Genomic DNA, 4,231 nt, shown 5'->3' with positions numbered 1-4,231 from the left:
GAATTGTCGGTCAAGATGCCCTGGGTCGACATCCGCATTCGCGAGATGGCCGAAGTGGCCGACCGGCTCGAGGCCATGACCCACCGGCGCAGCATGAAAAGCCACACACCGATGGACGGGCTGCCGCTCGACGATCAGGCGATGTATCTCTGCGTATTCCGGCATCCGCTTGACGCGCATTTTTCGTACCGCAAGCATGTGCGGAACTCACCTCTGTCCTTTTTCAACATGTGGTATCCTCAGGATGACGCCGACGGGGTAACATTTCGCCGGTTTCTGGATGGCGGGGCAGAAGGGTTCGATGCTGATGCGATGCCGCTTGCGCATATCCTCCGGCACTACACGGCAGCCAAGGCCGTTGCCGATCGGCCCAATGTGGCGCTGTTCCATTATGCCGACATGAAGCGAGACCTGTCGGGGACCTTTGCCAAAGTGGCTGACCTTCTCGGCATATCGCATTCTGCTGAATTGATGGAGCGTCTCGTTCAGGTGGCCACATTCGACAACATGAAGGCCCATGCGGACCGCTATGCGCCCTCGGGCGGCAAGGGGTTCATGAAATCGGACTCAGACTTCTTTCACAGCGGCACCAACGGGAAATGGCATAGCAAGCTGACCGAGGCCGAACTGGCTGCCTATGACGCGATGATGGATGCGCATCTGTCGCCAGAGGATCGCGCCTGGCTCGAGTTCGGATCGGACAGCGAGAACGCCCGGTCATAACCGCCTTCCCGGCGTGGTTCCTGCCGACGCCCTTTCGTGGAAATTGGAACTGTAAGGATGAAACCGACATCCGGGTCGCGGATTGGCGGGATGGGTGCACGGAAACGGTCAGTCTGCATGCATGACTGTTTCGACACATCCAGCCGGGCGGCCAATGTCCCGCACGCTCCAAGGCATCGTCTGCGTGATCGCTGGCATGGTGCTGTTTGTCGGGCAGGACTTGTTGATGAAGGGCATGCTCACGACCTATCCGGTGTGGATGCTGATCTTTGTCCGTTCGGTCATGGCTTTGCTGACCCTGCTGCCATTGGTGCTTTGGCTGGGTGCGCCGCACCGCATCTATACGCCGTTTTGGCCGTGGTATCTGGCTCGGGCGGTTCTGTTCGCCGGCGGTTTTGCGATGTTCTACGCGGCCTTTCCCTTTATGGGACTGGCCGAAGTCACCACCCTCTTTTTCGCGGCGCCTCTGATGACGGCAACCTTGGCGGCGGTGTTCCTGCAGGAAAAGATCGGGATACACCGCGTTCTTGCCTTGCTGGTCGGATTCGCTGGCGTTGTGATCGCGGTGAATCCGACGGGCGGCAATTTCGGCTGGATCTCGATACTGCCGGTGATGACCGCGCTGACCTACGCCATCAGCCAGACCATTGTGCGGAAAATCGGAGAGCAGGACACATCGCTTGTCATCGGGCTTTATACGATCTCTTTGTCGGGTGTGGTGATCATCCCGATCGGCTTTGCGGTGACGCAGGTGATCGAGATCACTCCGGACCTGATCCATCTGCGCATGAGCTGGCCTGTTCCGGCCCTTGACGGGCTTGGTATGCTCGCGCTTTTGGGCGGCATCGGGACCGTGGCCTACACACTTGTCTCGCGCGCCTACCAGATCGCGAGTGCAAGCGTGATCGCGCCGTTCGACTACAGTTACCTGCCGCTTGCCGCGCTTTTCGGCTACCTCGTCTGGGGTGAAGTTCCGCACTTTACCACCTTTGTCGGCATGGTTCTGATTGTGAGCAGCGGCATGTACACCGCCTATCGCGAGTTGCGGATCGAGCGAGAGGTCAATGACATCCCGCCGACTGCGGAAACCGTCTTTACACCCGGTGCGCCGGCTGTGGTTCTGGTGGATGCGCTGGATGCCGAGGCGGTTGATCCTGACGGTCAGGTGCCTGCCCGCGAGTGACGTCTTGGCGCGTCAGGCGCTTTTGATCGCCATCCCGATCCGACCGATCACGAAATCCATGAACAGCCGGGTTTTTGGCTCCTGCCTGCGCCGATGGGTGAACAGGCAGGCCATCTGCACCGGGACCGGGGGCGTGTCCTTGGCCACAACGATCAGCCGCCCGGCGCGCAGGTGGTCTGCGACCTCGAACACCGGTTTGAGAGCGATGCCCTGACCATCGAGCGCCCAGTCGGTCAGCACGTCGCCATCGTCGGACTCAAAGCGCCCCCGGACCTTGAACCGCTTAGGGCCATCAGGGGTTTGCAGCCGCCATTGGAACTCGGTCGCGCCGGGAAAGCGCAGGTTCAGGCATTCATGGTTCTGGCTCAGCAGGTCGTCGCCGGAATTCGGCATGCCGCGCGCCTTGATGTAGTCGGGGGCGGCGCAAAGCACGCGGTCGACATCGGCGATCTTGCGGATGCGTAGCGTGCTGTCCTCGGGCTCGCCCAGAAACACGGCAAGGTCGAGGCCTTCGGTGGTGAGGTCAACCTTACGGTCGGTGAGGCGCAACCGTACGGAGACCTCTGGGTATTGTTCGATGAAGGCGGGCACCTGCGGTGCGATCAGGCGGCGGCCAACGCCGAGGGGGGCGGCGACGTAGATCGACCCACGGGGTTTTTCGGTGATGTCGACCACCTGCGCCTCGGCCGCCTCGACCGCTTCGAGCACTTCGACGGCACCAGCGTAGAACAGCCTGCCCTGTTCGGTCGGTGTCAGGTTGCGGGTGGTGCGCTGGAAAAGACGCACCGAGAGATGTTCCTCAAGCTGGGCAATCCGAGTCGAAGTGACAGCAGGCGAAATGCGCAAATCGCGCCCGGCGGCGGACATGCTGCCCAATTCGTAGACACGAACGAAGGTTCTGATGTTGTCGAGATAGGACATTATTCGCAGATTTTTGATACAGCTTGGGTTTTCATCAGAATAGCAGAAGAATGGCCCTGCCGCTAGTTTGTCGGAAACTGCCAACGGGAGCCTTTCGCCATGTATGATTTCGCCGTTCTCTGGGACTGGATCGCGTTTGCGGTGCGTTGGCTGCATGTCATCACAGCAATGGCGTGGATCGGGGCGAGCTTTTATTTCATCGCGCTCGACCTGGTGCTGAAACCGGCGAAGGACATGCCCGAAGGCGCCTATGGCGAGGAGTGGGAGGTGCATGGCGGCGGGTTTTATCACACGACCAAATACCTCGTGGCCCCGGCGCGGCTGCCCGAGCATCTGACCTGGCACAAGTGGCAGAGTTACACGACATGGCTGTCGGGTGCCGCTTTGCTGATGATCGTGTATTGGGTTGGGGGCGAGCTGTACCTGCTCGACCCGACCAAGGCCGATTTGGCGCTGTGGCAAGGGATCGTGATCTCGGCGCTGTCGCTGACCATCGGCTGGCTGCTCTATGACTTCCTGTGCAAATCCGCGCTGGGTGAGCAACCTACGGTTCTGATGCTGCTTCTGTTTGCCATCCTCGTGGTGATGGCCTGGGGCTATGATCAGGTGTTCACGGGCCGCGCGGCGCTGCTGCACCTGGGGGCGTTCACGGCGACCATCATGACGGCCAACGTGTTCTTCATCATCATGCCGAACCAGCGGATCGTGGTGGCCGACCTCAAGGCGGGGCGCACACCGGACCCCAAGTATGGCAAGATCGCCAAGCTGCGCTCGACGCACAACAATTACCTGACGCTGCCCGTCATCTTCCTGATGCTGTCGAACCATTATCCGCTGGCCTTTGGCACCGAGTTTGCGTGGTTGATCGCGTCACTGGTGTTTCTGATGGGGGTCACGATCCGGCACTACTTCAACTCCATGCACGCGGGCAAAGGCCAGCCGAACTGGACCTGGGCGGTGACGGCGGTGATTTTCGTCACCATCGCGTGGCTGTCGACGCTGGGCGGGTCAGAGACCTATGACGAAGCGGCAGAGCGTCCGATGACCGAGTTCGAGATGCGCTTTGCGTCCGCCGAGGGGTTCGAGGACGCGTATAACGTGGTGCAGGGCAATTGTTCGATGTGCCACGCGCGCGAGCCCTTGTGGGATGGCATCCGCTGGGCGCCCAAGGGTGTCTATCTGGAGACCGAAGCAGACGTGGCGCAGCATGCACACCAGATTTACCTGCAGGCGGGACGGTCCCACGCCATGCCGCCGCCGAACGCGATCCAGATGGACGACGCGGCGCGGGCGCAGATCGTGGCTTGGTATCGGGCGGTGGAGTAACGCCCGACTGCGTGATTGATTTTTTAACCGTTGATAGCTATGTAGTCCGTCCTGAACAACGCCCAAGCTGTTGATAAT

The 4,231-nt window shown here is 60.6% G+C and carries 4 protein-coding genes; 3 read left to right on the top strand and 1 reads right to left on the bottom strand.

Annotation, left to right across the window (positions count from 1 at the left end; translation table 11 throughout):
- Positions 1-723, top strand: a 723-nt coding sequence (locus JJ869_RS22355; RefSeq protein ID WP_292270962.1) for a sulfotransferase domain-containing protein, incomplete at its 5' end; no start/stop codon positions are given.
- 154 nt (positions 724-877) lie between these two features.
- The gene (locus JJ869_RS22350; protein WP_292270960.1) at positions 878-1,906 is read left to right on the top strand and encodes a DMT family transporter; all 1,029 of its coding nucleotides are present in this window, start codon (positions 878-880) and stop codon (positions 1,904-1,906) included.
- A gap of 12 nt (positions 1,907-1,918) precedes the next feature.
- On the opposite strand, the gene JJ869_RS22345 is transcribed toward JJ869_RS22350, so the two are convergent.
- Positions 1,919-2,827: a LysR family transcriptional regulator gene (locus tag JJ869_RS22345; RefSeq protein ID WP_292270958.1), complete on the bottom strand. Its 909-nt coding sequence runs from the start codon at positions 2,825-2,827 to the stop codon at positions 1,919-1,921.
- Positions 2,828-2,926: 99 nt separating this feature from the next.
- Between JJ869_RS22345 and JJ869_RS22340 the strand changes: the two genes are divergently transcribed.
- On the top strand, positions 2,927-4,153 hold the full coding sequence (locus JJ869_RS22340; RefSeq protein ID WP_292270956.1) for a urate hydroxylase PuuD: 1,227 nt from the start codon (positions 2,927-2,929) through the stop codon (positions 4,151-4,153).
- Positions 4,154-4,231 lie beyond the last annotated feature (78 nt).

Origin of the sequence: Marivita sp. (genome assembly GCF_017643905.1) — a bacterium.
Lineage (GTDB): Bacteria > Pseudomonadota > Alphaproteobacteria > Rhodobacterales > Rhodobacteraceae > Marivita.
This window is presented reverse-complemented; position numbering and strand designations above follow the sequence as displayed.